A 26,435-nucleotide genomic window follows, 5' to 3' on the forward strand; every position below is an offset into this window, starting at 1 on the left:
TGCGAGTTCAATAGATCTCGTGCCAGTTCTCGATCTCCGACGACCGGTTCGCCAGTCCCCAGCAGATGAGGCCGGGGCGGCTCGCCGAGGCGGAGCCTTTCATCAGCCGATATTCGAGTCTGCGGCAACGGAACCCGTCGACATTTTCTTCGCGCAAGACCGTCAGCGTGCCGGTCGACGCCTTGCCCTGCCAGCGATGCACATGCCCGATAGACCAGCTGCCGGCGCGTTTCGCCCGCTCGCCATATTGCCCGCTGAACTGGTCGTAAGGGAATTTGGGACGGCCATCGAAGTCGATCCCGCCTTCGCAATCGCTGCAGCTGACTTCGCCGAACTTGTTGTAGGCCGCCTTTTTCGCTTCGACCTCCGCGGGCGCTTTCAGGCCGTCGATGTAAGCCGGCGCCTTCGGCGGGGCCGCCGCTGGCGATACCTCGGCGTCGGGGGTCCCATCGCTTTCCTCTCGAGACGGCGTTTCGTCGGCTTCGGATTCCTTGCGGTTCCCTCCGCGGAGGCCGTCGGCGATCGTTTCCCTGACGATTGTCTGCGTCTGCTGTTCGGCCTCCTCGATCGCGCGGTCGGCCAGTCGCTTGAAAAGCCCCTGGGCGTGCGCTTCATGGGCGACGCCCAGCAGCGCGATGACGGCAGCGGCCGTACGAAACGCATGTCGCATAAAAGCTCCTGATACTGATGGCCTTGATCGCGGCCGGTCAGCCGAAATCGGTGGTGAGCGTCGCGGTCAGCCGGCGCGGGAAATTGTAGAGGTAAATTCCCGATGACCCATTGGCCCAACCGAATTTGTTGGCGATATTCGCAAGTTGCACGCGGAGCGTCGCGGGTGCCTTGCCAAGCTTGAACCGATAGCGGCCGCCGACCGACGCGATCGCGCGCGCGGGGATGACGAGCTTGCCGTCGACACTCGCGACCCGATCCGACGTGCTCTCGACAACGACGTCGACCGAGACGGCGGGCGCGAAAGTGGGCCGGTAATCGAGCACCGCGGTCGACAGGCGGCCAAAGCTTGCGACTGGCTTCTTGCCGACGAGGCCGCTGTCGACCGCATCGCCCGACAGGGTGGCGTCGATCAATGCAGTGCCCGCGATCGCCGTCAGCCCCGGTGCGACCTGGCCCGAAAGCGAGAATTCGGCGCCGCGATGGCGGACGTTGCCGAGCTGGCGAAAGACCCGCGCCGTGTCGAGCGAGTAAAAGGGCTTGCGCACTTCGAACACGCCCGCGACGAGGCGGATGGCGGGCGTGATCGACCAGCGAAGGCCGGCATCGACCTGCCGTGTCCGGATCGCGGGCGGCGCCTCGTCGCGGTTCACCGCGTGTCCGGGGGCGACCGGGCTCTCTTCCAGTCCCTGTGTATAGCCGCCATAGAAAGCGAGCGACGGCGAGGCGTGGACGGCAGCGGTCGCATTCAGCAGCAGCGGCGCGTCCTTCGTCGTGACGACCGGCACGCCCGGACCGAACACACGCTTGCGGTAATCGGTCTTCTGCAATCCGACGCTGACCTCGCCGACATTCTTCCAGCGCCCTTCATAAGCGACCCCCACTGTCCATTGACGGACGGTGTCGCGCGTTTTGGGGCCAAAGACCGACACGGGTTCGGGAAAAATCACCGGGTCCTCGATCGGATGATTGCCGACGAATATTTCGCGGCCGCCGCCATAGGTGCGCGACCGGTCGCGCCCTTTCAACGACAGGTGCAGCATGTGCAGGCGCGGCCCGTCTTCGATCCGGCGCGACAGGCGAACCTCGCCGCTGGTCGATGCAGATCGCCGGCCCGGTTCGGCGATCACCACCTCGTCAGCGGCGCCATCGGGCCGCACGTTGAGGAACAGCTGCGTATGCTGGCGGTCAAGGTCGAGGATCGAACGGAACGCCCCGGCCTTCAGCGTCCAGTCGCCGTGCCTTGTCGTCGTCGCGATCCCGGCATTAATCGTTTCGCCCTCGTTGGCCGCCCATTTCTGGCCGAGCCGCTTCACGCGCTCGATCCGCGGTGGCAGATGGTCGCCGGCGGTGAGCAACAGCGGCGGCAGTTCTTCGTCATGGATACCGATGCGGCTCCAGAAGGGCGTAATCTCGACGCCGTCGACGGGCTCCCAGCGCGCGATGAGCGCCATGGTGCGAAAGTCGGCGCTGCCGCCCGTATGGTTGCGATCAGAAAAGATGCCGTAGCCCGCACCGATCGAAAGCCGGTCGGTGACGGGCAGCTGTCCGTCGAGTTCGAGCACCTTGGTCCCGAACGGACCGACGCGCCCGCTGACGCTCAGCAGCCGCTTCATGCCGGGTTTGCGCAGGTCGTAATCGGCAATGCCGGTGGGCGCCGGAAAGGGATAACCCTGCGCCGACAATCCGACGCGCATCTGGAGGCCCGCGATCACCCGGTCGGTGAAGCTTGCCTGCTGGTCGATATAGAGACCGTCGAGGCGGATATTGCCCGCCTCGGCTGCCGAGAAGCCGCGGACATAATTGGGGTTATAGATGCCGATCTGTTCGCCGCCGATCGACGTGCCGAAGGCATCCTCGGCGCTCGTCGTCGCATTGTCGTCGGCGCGCTGGGCAAGGGCGGCAGCCGGCATAGCGGCGAACGCCAACGCGATCACGGTGCAGGAAAAGCGCCGCATCATACCACCGCCTTCATACGGCGCCGGACATCTTCCCAGTCGGTCATGAACATCGCCGCGGCAAGACGCGCGGCCGGGCGTTCGGGGTCCAAGCGGTCGCTGCGCAGGTCGTCATTTTCGTGCGAGTAGCTCGACATATGGACGAGGAGCGGATGTACCCCCGCCGCGCCCGGCTGATACCAGCTGCGATCATGTTGCAGTTCCAGCGCGAGCGGCCGCGGGCCCCAGGCATGTTCGGAATTGGCGTCATATGCCGGGAGGCGATCAGCGACATAGAGGCCATAGGCCGAACCGGTGCGGATCTGGAGCCCGCCGCCCTGGACGCCCTCGGCCTGCACCCGGCGGCGCGCCATCATGTCATAGGGGTTGAGAAAGACATTCAGCACGGCGCCTTCCTCGGACGGGTCGATATAGCGCCCATCGCGCAAGACCGTTTTCGGCCTGCCCTCGACGACGCTCTTGGCCCTGATGCTGAAGGTCGCGCCGACCAGCCGCACGCCATCGAGCGTCGGCACCACCGAAATATTGATATCGGCCTGAAGGCTCGTCCCGCGCACGTCGCGCAGCGACGGCTGCTGCATCAGCGCATCGAATGCGACCATCGCGCGGCGACGGAGCAAATCGATTTCGGCAACCGGGATCCGCGCAAGATTGTTCGGCTGGTGGACATGGACGTCGGGCGACTTGGAATACCAGCCGGGAAGACCGGCACCCGGATCCGGCGTGCCGGCGGTCCAACGCGCCATCAGCTTCTTCGGCGCGCGACTGTCGCCGGGTGCGGCCATCGCCGCGGGGATCGCGGGCGCGGCGAATAAGAGCCCGAGCATGGCAAGCTTCGACAGGGATTTTTTCATGATATCTGGCTTTCCGTAAGGAGCTATCAGCCGGGCGCGCCGAGTGCGCCGCCGACGATTCCGCGCAGCAGGCCGCGCTTCTTTTTCGGCTTGGCATCGGCGGGTGCGTCGTCATCGGCGGTGACTCCGCCCGTCAGCGACGCGAGGTCGACGCCGAGCATCCCCATGTGCGTCGCCTTGGTGCGCAGCTTGACGGCCCAGCCCGCAGGCACGTCGCGCGGCGATCCATAGTTGGCCTCTGGGCCATAGGCGGTCATCATCAGCATTGCCGATTCCGAGGCTTTGCCGACCGCCGCCGGGATGACGCATTCGGTGGTTTCCGGGGCGAGAAGGATGCGCTGCTGGACGAGCCGTGCGATGTCGGATTGTTCGAGATAGTCGGGGAGCGCCATGCCGGGCATACGCACCGCGCTCGACGTCCACATCACGATGGTGCCGTTTTCGCGCGCACCGGTCACTGTCATGATCGTGCCGCGGGAATGGGCGAGCGCGGGCCAACTGACCTTGACCGCCCCCGATGCCAGTTCGGCATTCCGCGGCGTGAGCGGCGCGAGGAAATCATTCCCGCCGGCGACGGCAAAGCGCATCTCGGGCGAATAACTGCCCTGCACGACATGATCGCCGACGAGCGAGGCGGCACGCGGCACGCGTGTGCCATTCTTCCCCCCCGGCCATTCGCCATAGGTCGCGTGACGCCCCGCCGACGGCGGCACCATCGCTTTCACATTGGGGATCGCGCCGAAGGGCGACGCCGCGCCGGGGTTCATCGTCGCAAGGTCGATCACGACCGGCTGGCCCGCGGGCGCATTTTCGCCGCAGCCCCAGTATAGTTCGATCCGCCCCTTTGGCGCGCCCGCGGGGCCGGGGCGGTAATCGGGCTTGCCGTCTTCCCTGGGTGCGGCACCGGTCGGCGTGACGAGCGGCAGGCGGTCGCCGGCGCGCAAGGCCTGCGGCGGCAGATGTTCGGCGCTCGGCGTGGGACTGCGGCGCGCCGAACCGAGCTGGAGCGACAGGTTTTTCGCAACGCCCGCGGGCTGGCCGGTCGCCATGCCGGACACGGTTTCGGCGGAGAGCCAGTAGACGGCCTCGACCTTCGGCTTCTGCGCCTGCTGTGCGAGGGCTGCGGCGGCAAAGGCAAGCGCGCTCACGGCGGCGCCGCCGATCATCATCTTTTTCATGTCGGAGTTCCTTCTCAGGGCTGCTTCGGGGCCGACGCGGACGGCGGCGAGATGTGGAGGCGCAGCCCCGGATGATCGATCACGAAGCGCCGGTCGGCGAACATGTCGATCCCCAGGATCACCGCGGGCTGCTCGAGCGTGAAACCCAGCACCTTAAAGATGGACAGGTCGGCGATGCGCACCTTGCGTCCCTCGACCCGCGCGTCGCCGATGGCCAGCGCATCGATCGGGGCCTCGACGCTCGCCATCGCGTGGTTCGTCGCGCCCTTGATGTCGGTTGCCTTGGCAAGCCCCGGACTGTCCTGCGACAGGCCGATCGCCTTCGCCGCCGCCCAGTTGATGATCGTCCCGCGCGCGCCGGTGTCGAGGATCGCGGGGACCTCGACCCCGTTGAGGCGGATCGTCAGCCGCGGCGCGCGCATGTCGTCGAGGACGAAGGGAACCGACGCCGAAAGCCCGTCGAGCATCCCGGCCTCGACCTTCCGCGTCATGCGCCAGCGGCGCGCCGGCATGTCCATCTCGACCGCAAAATCGGCGATGATGTCGGCGCCCAATATGCCGTCGGTGCCCAAACGATCGGTCGGCCCGGGCGGAAGCAACATCAGCTCGGGCGAGCGGAACAGATGTCCGGCAACCTCGACCTGCTTGACCACCGTCGTTTCGACGTCGCTCCGGCCCGCGGCGCCATCGAGCGGATCGTCGGACAGCTTGGCGACGAGGCCGGGCATTTCGGCGCGCAGCTTCGGCATGATCGTCGTGCTGCTCGCCGCGGTGTCGATGACGAAGCGCCTGGGCGCCAGACCATCGATGCTGACGAGCACGACCGGATGGCCCGATGGCAGTATTTCGAGCGGCTGCATCGGTACCGAAGGGGCGGCGAGCGCCGCCGGCTGTTCGGGCGCGGTCGCGCGCGCCTGTTCGGCAACGATGAGCGCGCCGAGCAGGCCGAACGCGAGCAGGCTGTTACGGTAGCGGGCGATTGCCATGCTGGATCTCCTGGCGGCGGGGTGCCGCGAACAGGAGGGCGAGTATGGCGCGTTCCCGGCGCGCTCCACGCCGCTGCGACGAAAGCCGATACCCTCTCGTCCGAGCGGGTCCGCTCGCGACGAAGGCCGACGCCGGTGCGACGGGGAAGGACGTCAGCCGGCCGCACTTCCTTTATGCTTGGCACAAACTACACAATGGAATCGCCATGCCGCTGAAACCCGAACATCGTCAGACACTCTATCTGGTCGCTGCGACCTGGATCCTGTCCGGGGTGCTCTACCTCATCCCCTATCACCTGTTCAGCGGAGCCAGCTTTTACGTCACCATCTCGGTCATCAATATCTGCGTGATGGGAGCGCTGCTTTCGGGTGGTGTCTATTGGGCGGTCCGGACGACACGACGCCGCAATGCGATGATCCGGCTCGCCGCGATGGGCGCAGCGGTGTTTCTCGCATCGGGGGTGCTCGCGCTCGTCGACGCGGCGACGGGCGAGTGGATCGGCCGGCTCGTCGTGTCGCCGCAAAAGTCCGCCCCCTTTGCGCTCCGCGCCACCAATAATTTTATCGCGCTTGTCTGGCAGTTCGCGTTGCTCGGCGCCGCCTTCACCGTGATCGAGGCGAACAAGCTGACGCGCGAGCGCGAACTGGAGCTTGCCGTCGCACGCGAGGTCGCGAGCCGCGCCGAGGCCGCCGCAAGCGCCGCCAGCCTTGCGGCGCTCCGCTACCAGCTCAACCCGCATTTCCTGTTCAACACGCTCAACGCCATCTCGTCGCTGATTGTCACGAAGGAGTATGGAACGGCCGACGCAATGCTCGCCAAGCTGTCGGAGTTCCTGCGGGCAACGCTGTCGTCCGAACCCGACGCCTTGCTGCCGCTCGAGGACGAGCTTGTGACATTGCAGCATTACCTCGAGATCGAAAGCGTCCGCTTCGGCGACCGGCTCGCGGTCGAATTCGTCTGCCCGCCCGCGCTCAACGGCGCGCTAGTGCCGAGTTTCCTCCTCCAACCGCTGGTCGAAAACGCGATCAAATATGCGCTCGCGCCATCGACCTCCCCCGTCACGATCAAGGTCGAAGCGTCGCGCGACAACGACGTGCTACTCATCGCGGTCGAGGACGACGGCGTGAGCCAGGAAACCGACGCGCGCCCGGGCACAGGCGTGGGCCTCGCGAACGTCCGCCAGCGGCTCGAAACCCTCTATGGCGCCGCGGGCAGTCTCGAAACGTTGAAACGCGAGCGCGGCTTCCTCGCGATCGCTCGCTTGCCGCTGGCGCAGCGCAGCGAGGTTGCGGCATGAGCGCGCTCCAGGTCCTGCTCGTCGACGACGAACCGCTCGCGCTCCGCCGCCTCGAAACGCTGTTCGGCGATATCGACGATGTCGAGGTGATCGGCACCGCGTCGAGCGGCGAAGAAGCCGAGGAGCGGATCGCGGCGCTGCGCCCCGACCTGGTGATGCTCGACATCTCGATGCCCCGGAAAAGCGGTATTCGCGTCGCCGCCGACCTGGTCGCCGACCCGCGGCCCGAGATCATTTTCGTCACCGCTTTCGAGCAATATGCACCCGACGCGTTCGAGGTCGATGCCGCCGATTACCTGCTCAAACCCGTCCGCTTCGACCGGCTGCGCCAGGCGGTCGAGCGTGCGCGCCGCCGCCGTGCGATGCGCGATGCCGCCGACCGGCTGGCGGGCGCGCCGCCCGCCGAAATTCGCGAAGAGGCGATCTGGGTCCAGGTTGCCAGCGGTAGCCTGCGCCTCCCCATCGCCCAGATCGAATGGATCGAGGCCGCGCGCGACTATGTGCTGTTTCACACCGCGACGCGCAGCTACATCCACCGCATCTCGATGGCCGCGCTCGAACAACTCCTCGACCCGCAGCAACTGATGCGCGTGCATCGCTCGACCTTCATCCGGCCGGCCCTGGTCACAGCCGTCCAGCGGATCGGCAAGGGGCTGATCGCGCTCGAGATGGAGGATGGCGCAATCGTGCAGGTCGGGCCGAGTTACGTCAAGGCCGTGCTCGACCGGCTCGGCCTGCCCTGAGGCATTCGTCGCATCGGCGTCCGCTTTTGTCGACGCGGCGATGTTCAGGTCGCGCGATGATCGGGTTTCAAAGCATGGGCGGAGCGCCTTTGTTCGTATCTCCATAGCGTGAGAGTGCGGCATCCAGCCGCGAGCAGAGACGGTCGGCCCGTCCACCGCCGCTTGCGGCGAGCGGTCGGCGTCTCTGCTCTCCCTCACTGCTTATGGAGACATATATGAGCAAACTCCCCTTCCTCGCCGCCGTGCTCGCGCTCGGCCTGCCAATGCCTGCATTGGCCGCCAAGGCCGAAGCGAAGCCCGAAGCCCGCGCGCGGGCGGAGGCCAAGCCCGAAGCGCGCAAGGCCGAGGCGAAGCCCGAAGCCCGCGCCAAGGCCGAAGCGAAGCCCGAGGCGCGCGCGAAAGCCGAAGCGAAGCCCGAGGCCTGATCGCCACGGCCAAGGAGTGCCGGCGAGATCGACCCCTCGCCCGGCACTCCGCCACGCCCGAAACGCGGAACACTGCGACGGGGTCCTCGCGTCTGGAACAGGGCGCAGGCGATAGACGACGACAAGGAATAGAAACGATGGTCTTGCGCAATCTCCCCGTGCTGGCAGCCGGTTTGATACTGTCGGGCGGCGGCGCTCCCGTCGCCGCGGCGGCGGCGCAGTGCGCGAGCGGCTGGGCCGGATCGGTGCAATATTCGCGGTCGCAGGCGAACAGCGATTCCAAGACCGAAAAGCGCGTGTCGGGCAAGGGTACCGAAACGACGAACTGGTCGATGAACTATGAATATGCGGCGCAGGTCGCCGTCCGCGCGACGCCCGATCCGGATGTCAGCACCGGCCGCGCCAACATCAGCATGACCTCGACCTCGACCGAGAGCAAAAGCGCCGAAGACCGCTATATCTGCCCCCACGAGCGCACGCCGCGCTCGATGACCGGGAGCTTCGTCACCCAAAGCCAGACCCGGGCTGGCGGCAGCGGGCTGGAAGCCGATGTCGACATCTCGATGGATTCGGACGGCGCCTACACCGTCGGCGTCCGGCTCCCCGAGGTTTCAGGAACCGTGTCGGGATCATCATCGTCAAGCTTCGGCGGCCAATGCACCGCAAAGCAAGGTTCGAGCGACAATATCGCCGACATGCCGACGAGCGTCGACGGCGTGCGTTTCTCCAGCAGCGGCGATGACCGGGTCAATCCGTCCAGCCCCGACCGATTGTCGGGCAGCCATTCGGTGACCTCTTACGGCGTCACCGAAACGCTGCGCTGGAACCTCAGCCGGTGCGGCGGCGCGCTGCGCCTCGTCGACGTCAAGTTCGAGCATATGCGCTTCCCCAATTGGGGTGAATGGGCGGAAATCGTCGAGCAGACCGGCACGATCGACGGCAATCTGGTCCAGATGACGGCCGTCGTCGCCAACGACGGTCCCGAAGAGAAGATGGCCTCGGTCAAGTTTCGCGATACGTACAAGGGCGACAAATGGGACGGCGCGCGCCCCGACGGGCTGATCGAGGAGCTGTCGGTCACCGTGCCGCCCGGCGAAGAGCGCAAGGTCACGTTCGAATGGGATAGCTCGGGCTATGCCTGGTACGACGATGGGCGCCCGCGGCTGACGCAGCGGATCAAGGCCGAGCTCGTCGATGCGGGCAAGAAGGTCGACGAAGCCACCAAGAATCTGAAGGTCGCGCCCAAGCCGGTCGTGCTCGTGCATGGCCTGTGGTCGACCTGGCAAGCGTGGGAGAGCTGGCAGAATATTCTCACCACCAGCCACAGCTACGACTGGAAGGCATTCCCGGTCGGTCAAAGACCCGAGCATGGCAAGATGAGCACCGGCGAATTCGTCGCCAATCTCGGGCCGACCAACACAATCGCCGAAAATGCCAGCGAACTGCGCAGCTATATCAACTATGCCCAAAAGGACCGCAACGCCTGGCACATCGACATCGTCGCGCACTCGATGGGCGGATTGATCAGCCGCCGCTACATCCACGCGGCGATGCCGACCTATCCCGACGGCAAACCGCAAGTGTCGCATCTCGTCATGCTCGGCACGCCCAATATGGGGAGCCGCTGCGCCGACATCATCAGCGCGCCGCTGGAGGCGACCGACCGGACGATGAACGCGCTGCGCGAATTGCGGCCGAGCGTCGTCGCGCAGTTCAACGCCGAGCACACGAACCGCAAGGGCGTCGAATTCTCGATCCTCGCCGGAAACCCGCTGCCGACCATCTGCTATATGTTCGACCGCAATGACGGCGTGGTGACCGTGCCGTCCGCGATCTGGACGATCGAGGACAATGCCCAGCAGGACGTTATCCATATTAACATGGCGACCCCCGCGGTCTTCTCGTCCTTCGTGAAACCGCGCGTTGCGGTCGGCCCGGATAGGCAGAAGGGTACAGCCGGGGGCGGCTCGAAAACACGCCGGCTCATGCTGACAGGAGCAGAAGAGCCCGCGTCGCCCGAGGCCGATTTCTCGAAGGTCCTGAAACTCGATCCGGGCCAGACCGTCGAGGTGGTGATCCCGGTTAGGCAGGCGCTCAATTTCGGCCTCACCTTCGTCGCTGCGAACATGGTGTCGGCAACGCTGATCGACGACACGGGTTCGGTCGTGGCAACGAACCTGAAGGGCACACCCGAAGCCAGCCAAATGTTCCGGTCGCTGTTCGTCGGACGTCCGGTCGCCAAGGGGAACTGGACGCTCAAACTGCAAAACGAAGACCGGAGCGAACGCGAAGTCGTCCTGTCGACCTGGTCGAAGGCAGGATGAGGACGCAAGTCCCGCTTTAAGCGGACGCGAGGCGCGACAAAAACCGACCTCGGTGCGACCGGCACTCTCGCACTGCGCCGGGCGGCGCGCTACGGTTGCGGCCGATGCGATCCAATCACCGGACCCTCGCGCGCCAGGCCGCGCTGCTGACGATCGGCCTGTGGGTCGCGACCGCCGGCCTGTTCCTGCTGCCGCCGATGCTGCTCGGCGACCCCATGCCCCCATCGATGCTGGCGGGTGTCGGGACCACCGTCGCGCTCGGCATTCCGATCTCGGCAATCGTCTTCTGGGGCGCCCTCAGATTTCGCGATGCACCGCCCTGGCGGCGTTACGGGATGACAGGGGCGATCGCCATGGCGGTTGCCGGGGTGGTGACCATGTTCGACGCCTACAAGGGTGCCTGGCTGATGCGCCTGCTCGATCCCGGCATGGCGCCCGAGCGCGTGATGTTTCGCGCGCTCGCGAACCTCGCCGGCTGGGCGCCGCTGTTCGCGCTGATCGCCGCCATCTACCTGATCCTCATCCACAACGAGCAATTGGCGGCGCACGCGCGCGAGGTCGCCGCGGCGCGCGAAGCCGCGAATCGCGCGGCGCTAGCCGCCGCCGAGGCCGAGCGCGCCGCGACCTCCGCGCGCCTCGAAACCTTGCGCTACCAGCTTAACCCGCATTTCCTGTTCAACACGCTCAACGCCATCTCGTCGTCGGTGGTTACCGGGCGCGCGGACGCCGCGGAGGCCATGCTGGGCAAGCTCTCCGACTTCCTGCGCACGACATTGACCGCGCCCGCAAGCGGCATGGTCGCGATCGAGAGCGAGCTCCAGACGCTGGCCGACTATCTGGCGATCGAGAGTGCGCGGCTGGGCGACCGGCTGAACGTCGAAATGCACTGCCCGCCCGATCTACGCGAGGTGCCCGTCCCCGCGCTGTTGCTTCAGCCGCTGGTCGAAAACGCGATAAAGCATGGCGTCGGCTCGACCAGCCGCCCTGTCGCGGTCTCGGTCGATGTCGCGCGGGTCGCCGACGGGGTGCGCATCTGCGTCACCGACGATGCCGGCGGCGCGGCGCGTGCGCCGGTCGCTCCGGGGACGGGGCTCGGCCTCGCCAACGTCCGCGAGCGGCTTTCGGCGATCTATGGCCCGGCGGCTTCGCTCGATGCCGCGCCCACGGACAACGGCTTTCGCGCCTGCCTGCGCTTTCCGATCGAGGAGTGAGCGGGATCATGCGCGTCCTTCTCGTCGATGACGAACCCCCCGCGATCGAGCGGCTCGCGGCCTTTTTTTCCAATATTCCGGGCACCGAGGTCGTCGGCACCGCGGTCAACGGGATCGAGGCACAGGCGGCGATCGAGCGACTCCACCCCGATCTGGTGATGCTCGACATCCAGATGCCCGAAATGGGCGGGCTGGCGCTCGCCGGCACCCTGCCGCTCGACGAGCGGCCCGAAATCGTCTTCGTCACCGCGTTCGAACAATTTGCGCCCGATGCATTCGAGGTCGAGGCGGCCGACTATCTGCTCAAACCGGTGCGGCTCGACCGGCTGCGCCAGGCCGTCGAGCGCGCGAAGCGCCGGCAGACCGGCCGGCGTGCGGCCTTGCTGGCGGTCGCGCCGGCCGCGGCGTCGGAGTTCGACGATGCGATCTGGGTGCCGGTCCGCGAAGGGCAAACGCGCGTACCCGTTGCCTCGATCGACTGGATCGAAGCCGCGGGCGACTATGCGATGCTGCATACATCGTTGCGCAGCCATCTTTTGCGCACGACCATGTCGGCGCTCGAAAAGCGGATCGATCCCGCCGAACTGATGCGCGTCCACCGCTCGGCGTTCGTCCGGCTGGCGCGCGTCACCGAAATCCGCCGGGTCGACAAATGGCTGGTCACGCTGGTCCTCGGCGACGGCGCCGAAGTGGCGGTGGGCCCCAATTACGCGAAGGCGGTCGTCGCCGCCCTTTCGGACTGATCGACAGCCCCGGAGCCTAACCCCGCGTGAAGGTCCAGCGGCTCGACCCGCCGCTCAGGACAATGCGGTTCCCCGCAAGTTGCACGTCATAATATTCGGTCGATTTTCCGAGTTGCGTCGTGCCGCGGCGGCCGCAGCTCGATACGAAGCTTTCGGTGCCACCACTAACAGCAAAGCTCATTTTTCTTCCGCTTTGCTCGACGCGCCCCTGCTTCACCTGCGTCGTCGTCACCTTGCAATATTCGCGCTCGCCATGGCGTTTGACGATCGTCCATTTGAACCCGCCGTCGGCGTCGATCGCGAGCGTCATCGAACGCGCGACGTCCATCATCACCGGTTCGGTGACGATCGTCGTGCGCGTCATCGATCCATAACCGACGGTGCCGCCCAGATTGGTGCCATAGGAGGGGCCGACATTGGGCTGAAGCTTGACGCGCGGGGCGAGCACCAGCTCCTTGCCGCTGCTCGCCTGCGTCCAGCGGCCGGCGACCCCGGCCGGTGCCGATTGGGCAAGAAGCGCGGGGGACCCCGCGACGGAAACGCTCGCAGCCACCGCGAGGAGCATGGGAATCCTGTTCATCGGACTAGCCCTTCATTTTCGGAGAATCGGTCAATGCGGGGTAGTGCGCGCCCGTCCCGGCCCCGCGCGTGCGAAGAGGTTCGCCCCCCGGCGCCGCGGCGAAAAGCACGCGCTCTGTCGGCACGACGCGCGGGAGCTGTTCCTCCTCATGCGCCAATGAGCGGACAGACCGCGCGCCGTCATCGCGGGGCGCGGCCACCCCGACGGCGGCCAACAGGATGGCGGCAGCCGTGGCGGAGGCCGCAAGCGTAGGCGAAGACATTACGGATCTCCCCGCACTGGTTCAGAAAACGCCGACCCAGCTATCGCTGCCGGCATATTCATTGGCCTTGCCCCAACAGATCAGGCTGGGCCGCGCGGCGCTCTTGCCACCCTTTTCGAGGCGATAGGTCATCTTGCGGCAACGGAAACCGTTCACCTGTTCCTCGCCGTCGACCGTCAGCGTTCCAGCAAAGCCATTCGACGACCAGCGATGGACGTGGCCGACCGGAAGGCGCGACAGGCGCGTTTCAGCGCCATTATATTTGCCCGAAAATTCGTCGCGCGGCCAATCGGGCCAGCCCGCGAAAGTATACCCCCCCTCGCAGCCGGTGCATGACACCTTGCCGAATGCGTCATACGCCGCCTTGGCGGTCTTCCAGTCGTCGGGGATCGTCATGCGGCTTGGATATTTGGCGTCGTTCGCCGCCATCTTGCGCTGCGCGCGCTGGGTGGCGGTCTCGGGCGCAGACGCGTTGGCCGCGCGGTCCCCGGGCGGCGTCTTGTCGCAGTCGGCCGTGGCTCGCGCATCGAGCGCGCGCCTTTCACCCGCCTGCCCGGCTGTGCCCTGCACCTCGGAAGCGAGATCGCCGTCACCGCGCAGCGCGCCCTCGATCGAACCTTTCAGCCCCCTTTCCAGTTGCAGGCCGACCCTGCGCTTTTTCTTCGCAGTCTGCGCGGCGCATCCTTCCTGGGCCTGCGCTGTCGCCGGGAAAAAGGCGGCAACAGTCGGTCCCGCCACCAGCAAAGCGGCGATCATTGGATATTTCACATCGTCCTCCTCGAATCTGTCGATCCGGACGATGCGAAATGCGCAGGTTGGCGTCGCGGTCGGCGCGACCGGGGCGGCCCCGCGAGCGCCCGAAATCAGGTTTCGCGACAAAAGCCGTATCTCGCGCGACGAAATTCCGGTTCCTCGACATCACCCGGCATGTCGAAAGTCGACCCTTGACCGAATGCAAACGCCAAGCAGGCCCCAGGAATCAATGCGAAAGTCCATCGCGTATTAACCAACCCAAGCTACACTGGCGTCCGAAAGCGGTTCGGGGCTGATTGTCGATGATCAAATTTATCAGAGCGCTTCGGCGCCGACGACTGCTCCTTCGGTTTCGCGCCTCGCCAGAACATGTCGTCCATATTTATGAGCGACCGGGCGAATGCCTGCCGCCGGACGATCTCGAACGGTTGATCGGCCAGTGCCGCATGGTTGTGCGCGCGTGCCTCGACGGACGGGACTTGGACTATGGCCTGTTCGCCCCGGACAGCAGCGCCTGGTCGTGCAGCGTGATCACGCTCATCTGCCGGAGCAGCGACGGCGCGCCGATCGCATTCAATGCGATGCCCCAGCTTCCAGTCATGCGCGCAGGACGCGAAGAGCATGTCTTGCATCTCGGGCTGGTGATGGTCGACCCTGCCGAGCGCAGCGGTGGGCTGTCGTGGATCCTCTACGGCCTGACCTGCTTCGCTCTCTTCCTGCGCGGCGGGCTTCGGCCGCTGTGGGTCAGCAGCGTAACGCAGGTCCCCGCAGTCGTCGGCATGGTCGCCGAGACGTTCAACAATATCTATCCGGCTCAAGAGGGCACGCCCCAGAGTTTCGCGCACCGCCATCTTGCGCACCAGATCATGCAGCACCACCGTGCCGCCTTTGGCGTCGGCGAGGATGCGGGTTTCGACGCCGAGCGCCAGGTGATCACCAACGCCTATACCGGCGGCTCGGACAATCTGAAGAAAAGCTTCGATATCGCCGCAAAGCACCGGATCGAAAGCTATAATGAATATTGCGCCGCCGCACTCGACTACGGCCGCGGCGACGATGTGCTGCAGATCGGCACGATCGACCTGCGCGCCGGGCAGCGCTTCCTGTCGCGCAGCATCCCGCGTAGCGCGCTGCCCCAGCTCGCGGTGCAGGCGCTTGTCCTTGCAACCGGCGCGGTGATCGCGCCGCTGATCCAGTGGCTCGATGCGAGCACGCCCTTTGGACGATTGAGACCGGCCCGATGACCGATTTTGCCTATGCCGAAATGACCACCCGCAACCGCGGCTTCGTGACCGAAGCCGAGCAAGAGCGACTGCGTGCGGCCACCGTTTTCATCCCCGGCGTCGGTGGTATGGGCGGTGCGGCTTTCATGGCTCTGGTGCGCGCGGGCGTCGGGCGCTTCATCATCGCCGACATCGACGTGTTCGAGGTGTCGAATCTCAACCGCCAGCTGTTCAGCCGCGCCGATACGATCGGCCGACCCAAGGTGGAGGCCGCGCGCGATCTCGCGCTCGAGATCAACCCGGAGCTCGTCATCGAGGCGCTGGGCGGCGAATGGACCGACGCGCTCGACCGCATCCTGCCCACCGCCGCGGTCGTCATCAACGGCACCGACGATGCCGCCGCGGGGGCGGAGCTCTATCGCAAGGCGCGGACGCACGGGCGGACGCTCATCGACGCCTACGCATCCCCCCTGCCCTCGGTCACGGTCGTGCGCCCGCACGATCCCCGGATCGAGGAGCGGCTCGGCTATCCGACGCGCGGCGTCGACTGGCGCGCGATCGACCGCGACATGGCGGTCGAGTGCCTGATGCGCGAGATCGAATATGTGCTGACGCACAGTTCAAGTCACAAATATGTCGACCTCGATGTCGCCGCCGAGGTTGCGGCAGGCAAAAGATCGCGCTTCTCCTTTTCGACCATGGTGACCGAAGCGGGGACGATGATGGCCGAGGAAGCGATCCGCGTCATCCTCGGCCGCCCTGGCGGCACCGACTATCGCGGCTATTTCTTCAACCCGCATGCGGTGAAGATCGAAAAGCCGCTGCCCGCGCCGGTGGCGGCAATGAAAGGCTGGCTGGTCCGCCGCTTCATGAAGAAGCTGATGGGATGACGCTGCCCGCCGCAACCTTGCTAACGCTGATCGCGCTCGCGGCGACGCTTGTCGCGCGGCGCGGGATCGCGGCCGCTGCACGGCGCTCGCCGGTCGCCGCGCGGCTGCGACTGGTCTATGGGCTGACCGGGGTCTTGTTGGCGCTGCGCCTGCTCTACGCCGCCTGGCCCGTCGCGCCGGTCGCCGCCACCGTCATGATCGCCGCCGCCTGGTTGCCCGTAGCGGTACTCAGGCTCGCCGAGGAACTGGTACGGCGTCACGCGCCACGCCTCGTCAAATTCGCTGCGCTCGGCGGCGCGCTCGCCTTCACCTTTCTTGCGGTCACGCTCGGGCTGGTCTGGAGCGAAGCGGCCATCATCGCGCTCGCGGCTTTCCAGTCGCTCGCGATCGTCGCGGTGATCGCGCTTCTGCTCGGCGGACGCCATGATGTTTCGCTCGCCGAAAAGCAGGCCGCGGATCTGTTCACGGTCGCCCTGCTGCTCGCGATTCCGCTCGTCCTCACCGATTTCCAGCGCATTTTCCCCGATTTGCCGGTGCGCGGCGGCAGCTTCGCCGTGCTGATCCTCATCCTCGCGACCTCGCGGCTCGTTGCCGGCGAAGGACGGCCGCGCCAATTGTTCGCCGATATCGCGCTTGCGCTCGGCGGTGGCGGAATCGCCGCGCTCGCGCTGGCGGCGTTGCCGCTGACGACCGCGCAGGCGCTGCCCGTTGTCGCATGCGCGGTCGCCGGCGCTGCGCTGCTCCTGTTGACCGAGCGCTTCGCGCGCGACGACGCCTCCGCACCCGACCTGCTTTCGGCGCTCGCGGCATCCCCGCACCGCCGCAGCGCGATGCTCGCGGCGCACCCGCTCCTCGATCGCGGCGTGGTGGTCGAAGGCGACGGGCTTGCCGATTATCCGCCCGCGCTTGTCGAGCGGCTCGCCGGGCACCGGCTGGTGAGCGGCGCAATGGCGCGTCACGACCCGATGCTCGGCGAGGCCGCGCTCGACCTGCTTGGCCGCCACGCCGCGAGCCACCTTGTTCGGCTATCGCAGGACCCGCCGCGCTTCCTCGCAATCTCGGCCGGCGGGCTTGCCGAAACCGCGCTCGACGAGGAGCTTGAAATCGCCGCGCGGCTCATCGAGGGGGCGGCATGAGCGTCGAATTGCGCACGGACGATGTCGATGCCTTTTTCGACGCGCCCTTTCACGCCTATGACGCGTCGGTCGGTTATGTCTCGCCGCTCAAGAGCGACATCGTCCATATGCTGGACCGCGACAAGAACCCGCTATGGACCGCGGGCAATCCCTTTCGCTTCTGGACCGCGCATCGCGGCGGCCGCCCGATCGGACGGATCGTCGCGCATGTTCATCGCCAGTCGAACAGGGCGCATGGCTGGAGCCGCGCGCAGTTCGGTTTCTTCGACTGCGCCGACGACGCGGAGGCCGCCGCCGCCTTGCTCGGCGCGGCCGAGGATTTCGCCCGCACACAGGGCCTTTCCGAGCTGGTAGGCAATTTCAACCTCACCGCGATGCAGCAATGTGGGGTGATGACGGGCGGCTTCGGGCGCCGCGCCTATACCGACATGGTCGTCGGCGCGCCGCATCTCCCGCGCCTGCTCGAAGCCAATGGCTTCGAGGCCATATTCCCGATGACGACCTTCGAACTCGACCTCGCGAACGCCGCGCTGCCGGACGAGGCCGCGACGACGGATGCAGCTTTCGGTTTCGCGCGGATCGAAAAGCGCAGCTTTCCCGAGCGGATGGAGGAAGCCCGCGCGGTACTCAACGACGGCTTCGCCGACAATCCGATGTTCGTACCGCTGACCGACGCCGAGTTCCTGTTTCAGGCGGGCGAGATGAGCAGCATTCTCGACCCGCGGCTGTCATCGGTGCTGATCGAGGACGGGCGCCCGGTCGGGACGATCATCTGCATTCCCGATCTCAACGGCTTCCTCGCAGCGACGCGCTCGCGCATCGGCCTTTCGACCCCTTGGCATTTCCTGCGCTTTCGCCTGCGCCGCCGGCGCGCGGTGATCATTTTCTATTCGGTCGTGCGCGACCGTCACGGGCGCGGCCTGATGGGCGCGATGCTCGCGCGCACGATCCGCCGCCTTCGTGAAGCGGGCTATGAACAGCTCGGCATCACCTGGATCGCCGACGCGAACAAGGCGAGCCTGCGGCAGATGGAAAAGCTCGGCGCCGAGCCGCTTCATCATCTGCACCTGTTCCGGAAGACATGGGCATGACCGAAATTCCGCTTCACCAGCTCGTCGAAGCCGCGATCGTGGCGCCCAGCGTCCACAATGTCCAGCCGGCGCGCTGGCGGATCGAAGGCGACACGCTGCTCTTGCTTGAGGATATGTCGCGCCGGCTGGCGGTCGGCGATCCGACGGGCAACGATGCGGCGATGAGTCTTGGTGCGGCAGCGGAAGGACTGCGCCTCGCGGCGTCGCGCGCGGGACTGCTCGCAATCGAAAGCCGTTCGGAATTGCCCGCCGCCACCGACACACTCCGCCCGGTCGCGCGCTTTCGCTTCGAGCCGGGCGCGGCGATCGACCCGCTCGCCGAGTGGCTAGGGCAACGCGCATCTTGGCGGGGCAATTTCCTGCCCCCGACCGAAGCCGACCGGACCGCGGCGGCCACACTCGAAGCCGATGACGCGCGCGTCGCCGCCGAACCCGCCGCGCTCGCCGCGCTTGCGCGCCGTTTCGACCGCGCGAGCTATGGCTTCACGCGCCGGCGCGACTTTCGCGGCGAGCTGCGCAGCTGGATGCGGCTCGGGCGCAGCCATCCGCTTTGGTCGAACGACGGCCTCAATGCCGAGGCGATGGCGCTGTCGCGCGTCGAGGCACTGGGCGCCGGACTTGTGCTCGGCCCGCTGTTCGCATGGCTCGACAAGCTCGGGCTTGCCCGCACCATGCTTGCCGAAGGCAGCAAGGTCGAGCGCGGTGCCGCCGTCGTGCTCTTTCATCGGCCGGAGGGCGAAGATCCCTATGAAAGCGGCCGTCATTTCCACCGCCTGTGGCTTGCGATCGAGCGCGCGGGGTTCGGCGCCGCCGTGCTCGCGGCGCTCGCCGACGACCGCGAAGCCGCGAGCGAGATTGTCGCCGCACATGATATTCCGAGCGAGAACCGGCTGGTCAGCGCCTTTCGCATCGGGCGGCGTTCGGGTCCCGGCTATCCGCGCGCGCGCCTGCCGCTGTCCTCGGTGCTCGTCTAAAGCAGCTTCAGATATTCGATGAGCGCCGCGCGTTCGGCCGGCAGCAGTTCGGCCCCGAACAGATGCCCGCCATTGCCGCGCCCGGGCTTGGCCGTGTCGGTCCAGCGCGGCACCGAATAGGGCCGGTAACCCTCAGGATATCCGCCCCCCGGCGCCAGCCGCAGCCCCATGGCGCCGAAGTCGAGCGCATGCCCGCCGACGAGGAAACGCGGCGGCCGCTGCGCAGGATCGAGCAACGCGGCAAGGCTCGGCACCGAGCCATTGTGCAGATAAGGCGCCGACGACCAGAGCCCGGCGAGCGGCGGGGCCGCATAACCACGCCCGGCCCGGACGTCGATCAGCGCGCGATATGCGGTCGCGTCGACCGCCTTGACGAGCCCCGCGTCGAACAGGCGCGCGCGCAGCGGGTCGGTGCCGACGTCGCCGATCCAGTTGGGGAAAGCGGCGGGCCGCGGCTTCTCGCCCTCGCGCCATCGATAGTCCCCGTGGCACGACGCGCAGCGCGCGGCATAGACGGCCTCCCCGCGTCGCGAGGCCGCTGCATCGACCGAGCCCGGAAAGGGCTGCGGCTCATAGCCGCGCAGCCATGCGAAGATCGCCTCGGTGTCGCCAAGCCGGTGCTGTGCCTTGTCGGGGTGAACTCCCATGCTCGGCACGGTGAAGAAGCTCGTGATCGCGGCAAGCGCGCGCAGCCGCTCAGGCGTCAGGTCGGCCTCGACGGTCGCCCCGGGCTTCGTGCCGGGCACGGCATAGGCGCCATCGGTGAGCAATGCGCTTCGCCATTCGCGGCGGCCAAGCTCGGGAACCGAAACCACCCCGTCGTCGCCCGGTCCGCCGCCCGCAAGCGGCGCCCCGAGCGCATATTTGAGCGCCGCAACACCATTTGTGCTGCCCGGAGCCCCGTTCGGAAAGGGCAGCGGACGTGGCTGCCCCCGAAGCTCGGCGAGCCGGCGCTTCGCCAGCAGCATGACGAGCCAGCGCAGGCTCTGCCGCTCGCGCCAGCCCATTTCCGGATAGAGCGTTGCCGCCATCTCGAGCAGGGCGTCGGATCCCATATGGCGCCGCATCGCGTCATAGACCGCCTGGGTATAGGCTTCGAGATCGAGTGCGCTGTTCGGCGTGCCAAGCCAGGCGCGATCGGGCCGCGCAGCACCCGCGGCGTCATAGGTCACCCCGGCGTGGCAAGCGGCGCAGCCCAGATTGGCGACCTCGACCTTCGTGCCGCCGACGGGGGCGATCGAGCCGTGCGTGATCCCCAGCGGCTTTTCGCCGCCCCGCCAGACTATTCCGGGCGGCAGATTGGCGATCTGGTCCGGAAAAAGAAAACCGAAGCGCCGCAGCACACGGCGCACGGTCGCCTGATCGGCGGCGGCCGACGGGTCGCGCTGCCGTTCGTCGAGAACGAGCGCCGCAGTGGCGAGCTTCCACGGGATCGCACTGCTGTCGAGCGATTCGACCGAAATGCCCCCGAAGCCCGCGCCAAGAAAGGCGGCGGCACCGCGCGTCCCCGCGGCCGCGTCGGCGGCGAGAACCGGACGCGAAACGGCCTCGTTTTCGGGTTTCGCCGTCAACCAGCCTGCCGCAGCGATGAGCAGGATTAGGGCGAGCAGCACCATGATATAGCGAAGGATAGGTTTCATCATGCTCCCCGGGCGTGCCCTGCGGCGTAGAACCGCTGTAATGGAGGATGCTTCGGAAATTTCTCGCTAATATTCCATATCGATTCAACACGGCGCAAAGCAGATGTCGAAAACGGTCGGATGGATTCCCGATCACGAAATCCGGTGCGCACCCTTGTCAAAGGCCGGGCACCCCACTACCCCTCGCGAACGCAACCACCGGGCCCCTCGACCACCGGACGCCGCCACAAAAGATTGCTTCAGCTGAGCCCTGTTCCAGCCACTCCCTATGTCGACCAGCTCAGTATCGGGGCAGGACGCCGCGCGCTTGCGATCACCCTGGCTGTCCTTATCCCCGCGCTCCTGCTGCTCATGCTGCTGTCCTTTGGCCCCGGAAAGCCGCCCAGCGTGCGCGACGAGCCGATCAGCGTGGTGAGCCTCTCGGCTACCGAGATTTCGGAAGAAACGAACGAACCCGACAGCGCAGAGCAAAAGCAGGCCGACGACAAGCCCGTGTCACCGCAACCGGCGCCCGACCAGCCCCAGCCGCCACAACCGCTGCCCCCGCCCCCGGTCGTTTCGAAAGCCGCGCCGCCAGTGGCGCCCCCAAGCGAACAGCCGCCATCGCCCGCGGTCCCCAAGATCCTCCCGCGCCCACCCGGCGGCGCCGTCTATGGACCGCCCGATACCAAGCGCTCCTCCTCCTCCTCCTCCTCCTCCTCCTCCTCCTCGTCCGGGGATACGGAACGGGTGGGAACAGCGCCCAATGGCGAGCCCCTCTATGCCGCCTCGTGGTATCGCGAGCCGCGGGACGACGAGCTTCGTGGCTATTTGTCCACCGCCAGCGGACCCGGCTGGGGGCTGATAGCCTGCCGCACGGCGCCCGATTACCGGGTCGAGGATTGTGTCGGGCTCGACGAATATCCGAATGGATCGCAGATCAATCGCGCGGTGCTTGCCGCGGCCTGGTCGTTCCAGGTGCGCCCTCCGCGACGCGGTGGGCAGCCAATAGTAGGCGCCTGGGTCCGCATCCGGATCGATTACGGCACCAAGCGGCGTCAGGGCCGGTGAGGGCTGGCCGGATCGTGCGCGACTTTGGCGGCAGCATGATCGCCTAGGCGCTATTGCGCAGCGAAGTGGCTGCACCGATGCCTTTGATGCGGTAAGGAACCTGCATGTTGCTCGATCCGACTCGCCGCGACCGCCGCGTATCCGGCGACCGGGTGTCCATGACAGCCGGGCGGGTCTAGCGCCCCATGGCGGAATATGTCTTCAAGCCGCACGAACGCCCGACAATGCCGGGATCGCCGGCCAACCCCGAACACCCCAAGCGGCGCATGGTGGTTTATTTCCTGATCGGCTGCCTGATCGGGATCACCGCCGGGCTCGGCAACGCGCTGATCGCGGTGAACCTCAATTTCGCGCAAGGGACGCTGGGGCTCAATAGCGACGAAAGCGCCTGGCTGACCGCCGCCTATTTCATGACCAACATCTCTGCGAACCTGTTGCTGATCAAATATCGCCAGCAATTCGGGCTCCAGCCGTTCATCCGCTACACCCTTGGCGCCTATGCTGTCACCGCGCTGCTGCACCTGTTCGTCCATGATTTCTGGACGTCGGTCGCGGTCAGAGCAATGAGCGGGATCGCGACGAGCGGGCTGACCACCCTCACCATCCTCTATTTCTTCCAGGCACTCCCGGCTCCGAAGCGCCTCGCCGCGGTGATGATCGGGATAGGCATCCCCCAGCTCGCGACGCCGCTCGCGCGCGTCCTGTCGCCGGGCCTGCTCGAGTGGGGCGACTGGCACAATCTCTACTGGTTCGAATTCGGGCTCGCGCTGGCGACGCTGGCCGCCGTGATGGCGCAGCCGCTGCCGCCCAGCGAGCGCGAGAAAGTGTTCGAACCCGCCGACTTCCTGACCTTCGGCTTGCTTGCGCCCGGGCTGTGGCTGCTTATCGCAGTGCTGTCCGAGGGACGCATCCAATGGTGGACCGAACGCCCGTGGATCGGCTGGTCGCTGGCGGGGAGCGTCGCGCTGATCACCGCCGCGGTCCTCGTCGAACATCATCGCAAGAACCCGCTGATCAACACGCGCTGGCTCGGCACGCGCGAAATGCTGCGGCTGATGGCCGTCGCGGCGTCGGTGCGCATCCTGTTGTCCGAGCAGGCGTTCGGATCGGTCGGGCTGCTCAGCGTCGTCGGCATGCTCAACGACCAGATGGTGACGTTGAACCTGATCATCATCCTCGCCTCGATCGCCGGCCTTGCGACGGCCGTGCTGACCTTTCGCCCCGCGCATCTGTCGCAGCCGATCATCATCGCCGTCGTGCTGATCGTGATCGCATCCTTCATGGATGCCAGCGCGACCAACCTCACCCGGCCCAGCCATTTTTATCTCAGCCAGGCGCTGATCGGCTTTGCCTCGCTGCTCTTCCTCGCACAGGCGATGGTGATCGGCATCGCGCGGACCTTGCTCGCCGGGGGCAAGAATTTCGTCAGCTTCATCGTGCTGTTCAGCCTGAGCCAGAGCATCGGTGGCCTCGTGGGCGGCACGCTGCTCGGCACGTTCCAGACCGTCCGAGAGAAAGTTCATTCGCACGAGCTCGTCCAGAACATCGTCGCGTCCGATCCGCTGGTCGCGGCGCGGCTTGGTGCCGGCAGCCGCGCGGTCGCGGGGGCGATCGGGGACCCCGCGCTGCGCAATGCAGAGGGTGTCGCGCTGCTCAGCCAGCAGGTCACGCGCGAGGCGCATATCCTGGCGTATAATGATGTCTTCCTGCTCGTTGGCGTGCTCGCGATCCTGGCGACGATCTGGGGCTTCATGATCAGCCGGTCGATCCGTCGACGGAACGAACCGTCACCGGTAATATTATTAGTCCAACGCCTGCAATCGCAGGCCCAACCGCAGGCTCAACAGGGGCAATGACATGAGCGACGAAAAAGTCGACGCACCGAAACCCGCACCGGAATCCGATCCGCAGATCAATCCGCCACCGTCGTCATGGCACCCCCCGGCCAAGTCGCGGACGACCGTGGTCGTCATCGTTACCGTTGCGGTGCTCGCGATTCTCGCGATCCTCTACGCCTGGAACCTTCCCCCTTTCTCGGGCTGGTCGGAAGAGACCGACAACGCTTACGTCCGCGGCCGCGTGACGATCATCAGCCCGCAGGTCAGCGGCTATGTCACCAGCGTCGCCGTGCAAGATTTCGCCGAGGTCAAGGCAGGCCATGTGCTCGCGACGATCGACGACCGCATCTATCGCGCGCGCGTCGCGCAGGCCGAGGCCAATGTCGCGGCGCAGGAGGCCTCGCTCGCCAATTCGGCGCAGGCGCAGCGGTCACGCGAGGTCGCGACCGAAAGCCAGAATGCCGGGATCGCCAACGCGCAGGCACAGCTCGCCAAGGCCGAAGCCGACATGCGCCGCGCGCGCGCGCTCGTCGCGGACGGATCGATCTCGACCCGCGAATATGACCAGACGCGCGCGGCGCTGCTCGCGGCGCAGGCGGGGCTCCAACAGGCGCGCGCCAGCCGGGCGATCGGCACGCAGGATGTCCGCACCGTCGTCGTCGGGCGCGCCGGGCTCGAAGCCGCGGTCGCCTCGGCGAAGGCGCAGCTCCGCCTCGCACAGATCGACCTCGATAACACCGTCATCCGCGCGCCGGCCGACGGGCAATTGTCCGAAATCGGCGTGCGCCAGGGCGCCTATGTCACCGCAGGCACGCAATTGCTTTCGATCGTCCCGCACAAGGTCTGGGTCATCGCCAACTTCAAGGAAGCACAGACGCGCGACATGGCGGTGGGCCAGCCGGTGCGGTTCCGCGTCGATGCGCTGGGCGGTGCCGAGCTGACCGGGCGGGTCGAAAATCTGTCGCCCGCGGCCGGGTCCGAATTTGCGGTGCTCAAAGCCGACAATGCGACCGGCAATTTCGTCAAGGTGGCGCAGCGGATCGCGGTTCGGATCGCGATCGATCGCGATCAACGGCTGGCGAAACGGCTGCGGCCCGGCATGTCGGTCGAGGTACGCGTCGATACGCGCGGCGGGGCGCAGCGATGAAGGGGCGGCCCCTCGCGTTAACGGCCCTGCTCGCGGCGGCGCTCTCCGCTTGCGCGGGGCCAAACGTCGCGACCGTCGACGTGCCGCCGGTCGCACCGCCAGCCGCATGGCGGACCGACGCGAATGTCGGCGCGCCGCTGCAACGCGGCTGGTGGCAATCGTTCGGCGACCCGGCGCTCACCGCGCTCGTCGACAGGGCGCTCGCGAACAACAGCGATATCGGGATCGCCGCGGCGCGCACCCGCGAGGCGCGCGCCAATCTCGCGCTCGCGCGGGCACAGACGCTGCCCAGTATCGACGCAGCCCTCAGCGGCGGGCGATCACGATCGGTCAACGCCTTCGGCCAGCCGTCCGAACAGAATTTTGCGCAGCCGCAGCTCCAGGTCGCCTATGAGGTCGACCTGTTCGGCCGCCTCGCCGACCAGCAATCCGCGGCGCGCGATTCCTTTTTTGCAAGCGAGGCCGCGCATGACGCGGTGCAGCTCTCGGTCGCCGCGGCCGTCGCGGCCAACTATGTCACCTTGCGCGGTCTCGACGCCCGGCTGGCGGTCGCACGCGCAACGGTGCAAGCGCGGTCCGAATCGCTGCGGATCGCGAAATCGCGCGTTGGGGCCGGTTATTCACCCAAGCTCGAGCTCCAGCAGGCGCAAGCCGAATATGATGCGACGGCGCAGATCGTGCCGCAAATCGAACTGGCGATCGCGCGCGTCGAGGACGGGCTAAGCCAGCTGGTCGGCGAGACACCGCAGGCGATCGGGCGCGGCGCCGAACTCGGCCGCCTGACCGTGCCCGCGGTGCCGGGCGACTTGCCGTCAGACCTGCTCCGCCGCCGGCCCGATGTCGCGCAGGCCGAATATCAACTCGCGGCGACCGACAAGAATCTGGCCGCGGCGCGCAAACGCTTTCTCCCGCAACTACGCCTGAACGCGACCGCAGGGGCGGCCTTTTCGACCCTGCTCGCGGACCCGATCTCGATCTGGTCGATCGGCGGCAGCATTTTGGCGCCGATCTTCCAGGGCGGCCGGTTGACCGCCCAAGCCGACGCCGCGGGGGCGCAGCGCGATCAGGCGGCCTTCGCCTATCGCCGCACCGCGCTGACCGCGTTTCGCGAGGTCGAGGACGCACTCGCGGCCGTCCGCCGGGTCGACGAGCAGCTCCTGTTCGCGCAGTCGCAGCGCGACGCGCTGGCCGAAGGCCTTCGCCTCGCCACCAATCGCTATCGCGAGGGCTATTCGCCCTATCTCGAACAACTCGACGCCCAGCGCGGCCTGCTCGGCGCCGAGCTGTCGCTGATCCAGCTTCGCGCGGACGCGTTGTCCGCGCGTATCCAGCTCTTCCAGGCAATGGGGGGCGGGTGGACAATGTCAGAAACCGGCGCGCCGGATTGATCCGCACGCAACGCGTTTGCGGCGATTTTCCTGTTCGGATGAAGGAATAAAATCCGGAGTTTCCGGCCCTGCGA

The 26,435-nt window shown here is 66.9% G+C and carries 23 protein-coding genes; 15 read left to right on the top strand and 8 right to left on the bottom strand.

From position 1 onward, the window contains the following. Positions 1 to 7: 7 nt before the first annotated feature. Genes ACIPPQ_RS19675 through ACIPPQ_RS19695 form a run of 5 tightly spaced genes read right to left on the bottom strand, consistent with a single transcriptional unit; the run spans position 8 to position 5,645 of the window. Positions 8 to 670: a hypothetical protein gene (locus tag ACIPPQ_RS19675; RefSeq protein ID WP_446545747.1), complete on the bottom strand. Its 663-nt coding sequence runs from the start codon at positions 668 to 670 to the stop codon at positions 8 to 10. Positions 671 to 707: 37 nt separating this feature from the next. Continuing rightward, on the bottom strand, positions 708 to 2,627 hold the full coding sequence (locus ACIPPQ_RS19680) for a TonB-dependent receptor domain-containing protein (RefSeq protein ID WP_446545748.1): 1,920 nt from the start codon (positions 2,625 to 2,627) through the stop codon (positions 708 to 710). Continuing rightward, positions 2,627 to 3,481 (bottom strand): hypothetical protein, encoded by an 855-nt coding sequence (locus ACIPPQ_RS19685; protein WP_446545749.1) that lies wholly within the window; start codon positions 3,479 to 3,481, stop codon positions 2,627 to 2,629. The genes ACIPPQ_RS19680 and ACIPPQ_RS19685 overlap by 1 nt, the downstream gene beginning before the upstream one ends. Before the next feature lie 26 nt (positions 3,482 to 3,507). Next, a complete protein-coding gene (locus ACIPPQ_RS19690; RefSeq protein ID WP_446545750.1) occupies positions 3,508 to 4,659 on the bottom strand; it encodes a hypothetical protein in 1,152 nt (383 codons plus the stop codon). 14 nt (positions 4,660 to 4,673) lie between these two features. After that, the gene (locus ACIPPQ_RS19695; protein WP_446545751.1) at positions 4,674 to 5,645 is read right to left on the bottom strand and encodes a retropepsin-like aspartic protease; all 972 of its coding nucleotides are present in this window, start codon (positions 5,643 to 5,645) and stop codon (positions 4,674 to 4,676) included. 206 nt (positions 5,646 to 5,851) lie between these two features. Between ACIPPQ_RS19695 and ACIPPQ_RS19700 the strand changes: the two genes are divergently transcribed. The 6 genes from ACIPPQ_RS19700 to ACIPPQ_RS19725 all read left to right on the top strand — a co-directional run bounded on the left by ACIPPQ_RS19700 (position 5,852) and on the right by ACIPPQ_RS19725 (position 12,389). Then, a complete protein-coding gene (locus tag ACIPPQ_RS19700) occupies positions 5,852 to 6,943 on the top strand; it encodes a sensor histidine kinase (RefSeq protein ID WP_446545752.1) in 1,092 nt (363 codons plus the stop codon). Beyond that, a complete protein-coding gene (locus tag ACIPPQ_RS19705) occupies positions 6,940 to 7,686 on the top strand; it encodes a LytR/AlgR family response regulator transcription factor (RefSeq protein WP_446545753.1) in 747 nt (248 codons plus the stop codon). Before ACIPPQ_RS19700 ends, ACIPPQ_RS19705 begins: the two co-directional genes overlap by 4 nt. Before the next feature lie 215 nt (positions 7,687 to 7,901). Beyond that, positions 7,902 to 8,111 carry a hypothetical protein gene (locus ACIPPQ_RS19710; RefSeq protein WP_446545754.1) on the top strand — a complete coding sequence of 70 codons (210 nt, stop codon included), beginning with the start codon at positions 7,902 to 7,904 and terminating at the stop codon, positions 8,109 to 8,111. A gap of 137 nt (positions 8,112 to 8,248) precedes the next feature. Further along, positions 8,249 to 10,435, top strand: coding sequence for an esterase/lipase family protein (locus ACIPPQ_RS19715; protein ID WP_446545755.1), 2,187 nt, complete (start codon positions 8,249 to 8,251; stop codon positions 10,433 to 10,435). Positions 10,436 to 10,539: 104 nt separating this feature from the next. Beyond that, a complete protein-coding gene (locus ACIPPQ_RS19720) occupies positions 10,540 to 11,646 on the top strand; it encodes a sensor histidine kinase (protein WP_446545756.1) in 1,107 nt (368 codons plus the stop codon). 8 nt (positions 11,647 to 11,654) lie between these two features. Continuing rightward, positions 11,655 to 12,389 (top strand): LytR/AlgR family response regulator transcription factor, encoded by a 735-nt coding sequence (locus ACIPPQ_RS19725; protein ID WP_446545757.1) that lies wholly within the window; start codon positions 11,655 to 11,657, stop codon positions 12,387 to 12,389. A gap of 16 nt (positions 12,390 to 12,405) precedes the next feature. Here the strand turns inward: ACIPPQ_RS19725 and ACIPPQ_RS19730 are convergent, their stop codons facing one another. Together ACIPPQ_RS19730 and ACIPPQ_RS19735 are read right to left on the bottom strand one after the other, a co-directional pair. Further along, positions 12,406 to 12,969 (bottom strand): hypothetical protein, encoded by a 564-nt coding sequence (locus ACIPPQ_RS19730; RefSeq protein WP_446545758.1) that lies wholly within the window; start codon positions 12,967 to 12,969, stop codon positions 12,406 to 12,408. 283 nt (positions 12,970 to 13,252) lie between these two features. Further along, the gene (locus ACIPPQ_RS19735; protein ID WP_446545759.1) at positions 13,253 to 13,999 is read right to left on the bottom strand and encodes a hypothetical protein; all 747 of its coding nucleotides are present in this window, start codon (positions 13,997 to 13,999) and stop codon (positions 13,253 to 13,255) included. A 287-nt stretch (positions 14,000 to 14,286) separates the two neighbouring features. On the opposite strand from ACIPPQ_RS19735, the gene ACIPPQ_RS19740 reads away from it, so the two are divergent. From ACIPPQ_RS19740 to ACIPPQ_RS19760, 5 genes are read left to right on the top strand one after another with little or no spacing between them, the layout of a single operon-like run. Continuing rightward, complete coding sequence (locus tag ACIPPQ_RS19740) at positions 14,287 to 15,228, top strand: hypothetical protein (RefSeq protein ID WP_446545760.1); 942 nt, start codon at positions 14,287 to 14,289, stop codon at positions 15,226 to 15,228. Next, complete coding sequence (locus ACIPPQ_RS19745) at positions 15,225 to 16,097, top strand: HesA/MoeB/ThiF family protein (protein ID WP_446545761.1); 873 nt, start codon at positions 15,225 to 15,227, stop codon at positions 16,095 to 16,097. The genes ACIPPQ_RS19740 and ACIPPQ_RS19745 overlap by 4 nt, the downstream gene beginning before the upstream one ends. After that, positions 16,094 to 17,233 carry a hypothetical protein gene (locus tag ACIPPQ_RS19750; RefSeq protein ID WP_446545762.1) on the top strand — a complete coding sequence of 380 codons (1,140 nt, stop codon included), beginning with the start codon at positions 16,094 to 16,096 and terminating at the stop codon, positions 17,231 to 17,233. The genes ACIPPQ_RS19745 and ACIPPQ_RS19750 overlap by 4 nt, the downstream gene beginning before the upstream one ends. Further along, the gene (locus ACIPPQ_RS19755) at positions 17,230 to 18,324 is read left to right on the top strand and encodes an N-acetyltransferase family protein (protein WP_446545763.1); all 1,095 of its coding nucleotides are present in this window, start codon (positions 17,230 to 17,232) and stop codon (positions 18,322 to 18,324) included. Before ACIPPQ_RS19750 ends, ACIPPQ_RS19755 begins: the two co-directional genes overlap by 4 nt. Then, positions 18,321 to 19,298: a hypothetical protein gene (locus tag ACIPPQ_RS19760; RefSeq protein WP_446545764.1), complete on the top strand. Its 978-nt coding sequence runs from the start codon at positions 18,321 to 18,323 to the stop codon at positions 19,296 to 19,298. Before ACIPPQ_RS19755 ends, ACIPPQ_RS19760 begins: the two co-directional genes overlap by 4 nt. Here the strand turns inward: ACIPPQ_RS19760 and ACIPPQ_RS19765 are convergent. After that, positions 19,295 to 20,941, bottom strand: coding sequence for a c-type cytochrome (locus ACIPPQ_RS19765; protein ID WP_446545765.1), 1,647 nt, complete (start codon positions 20,939 to 20,941; stop codon positions 19,295 to 19,297). The genes ACIPPQ_RS19760 and ACIPPQ_RS19765 overlap by 4 nt on opposite strands. Positions 20,942 to 21,172: 231 nt before the next feature. Here ACIPPQ_RS19765 and ACIPPQ_RS19770 point away from each other — a divergent pair, with 231 nt between their 5' ends. From ACIPPQ_RS19770 to ACIPPQ_RS19785, 4 genes are all read left to right on the top strand, one after another. Beyond that, complete coding sequence (locus tag ACIPPQ_RS19770; protein WP_446545766.1) at positions 21,173 to 21,988, top strand: hypothetical protein; 816 nt, start codon at positions 21,173 to 21,175, stop codon at positions 21,986 to 21,988. A 185-nt stretch (positions 21,989 to 22,173) separates the two neighbouring features. Beyond that, positions 22,174 to 23,844 carry an MFS transporter gene (locus tag ACIPPQ_RS19775; RefSeq protein WP_446545767.1) on the top strand — a complete coding sequence of 557 codons (1,671 nt, stop codon included), beginning with the start codon at positions 22,174 to 22,176 and terminating at the stop codon, positions 23,842 to 23,844. A gap of 1 nt (position 23,845) precedes the next feature. Then, the gene (locus ACIPPQ_RS19780; RefSeq protein ID WP_446545768.1) at positions 23,846 to 24,973 is read left to right on the top strand and encodes an HlyD family secretion protein; all 1,128 of its coding nucleotides are present in this window, start codon (positions 23,846 to 23,848) and stop codon (positions 24,971 to 24,973) included. Then, positions 24,970 to 26,361: an efflux transporter outer membrane subunit gene (locus tag ACIPPQ_RS19785; protein ID WP_446545769.1), complete on the top strand. Its 1,392-nt coding sequence runs from the start codon at positions 24,970 to 24,972 to the stop codon at positions 26,359 to 26,361. The genes ACIPPQ_RS19780 and ACIPPQ_RS19785 overlap by 4 nt, the downstream gene beginning before the upstream one ends. Positions 26,362 to 26,435 lie beyond the last annotated feature (74 nt).

It is taken from the genome of Sphingopyxis sp. LARHCG72, from assembly GCF_052871675.1.